Below are 422 nucleotides of genomic sequence, written 5' to 3'. Positions count from 1 at the left end.
ATATAGAAGCAGCCCGAAATTGGGTCTGTAGCTCAGTTGGTTAGAGCGCACCCCTGATAAGGGTGAGGTCGGCAGTTCGAATCTGCCCAGACCCACCAATTTTGTGTGGGAAACGCCTGTAGAAATACGGGGCCATAGCTCAGCTGGGAGAGCGCCTGCCTTGCACGCAGGAGGTCAACGGTTCGATCCCGTTTGGCTCCACCACTACTGCTTCTGATTGTATAAAGCTTAGAAATGAGCATTCCATCGGTTCGATGGTGAATGTTGATTTCTAGTCTTTGACTAGTTCGTTCTTTAAAAATTTGGGTATGTGATAGAAAGATAGACTGAACGTTGCTTTCACTGGTAACGGATCAGGCTAAGGTAAAATTTGTGAGTTGCTCTATGAGCAAGTGCGAATTTTCGGCGAATGTCGTCTTCAT

The 422-nt window shown here is 46.9% G+C and carries 2 tRNA genes; both read left to right on the top strand.

Going from position 1 to position 422, the window contains the following annotated elements:
• Positions 1 to 21 precede the first annotated feature (21 nt).
• Positions 22 to 98 (top strand) — tRNA-Ile (locus ACM6IK_RS25690).
• 30 nt (positions 99 to 128) lie between these two features.
• Positions 129 to 204: transfer RNA gene (locus ACM6IK_RS25685), tRNA-Ala, on the top strand.
• Positions 205 to 422 lie beyond the last annotated feature (218 nt).

Source organism: Pseudomonas sp. IT-196MI5 (genome assembly GCF_949767415.1).
Lineage (GTDB): Bacteria > Pseudomonadota > Gammaproteobacteria > Pseudomonadales > Pseudomonadaceae > Aquipseudomonas.
This window is presented reverse-complemented; position numbering and strand designations above follow the sequence as displayed.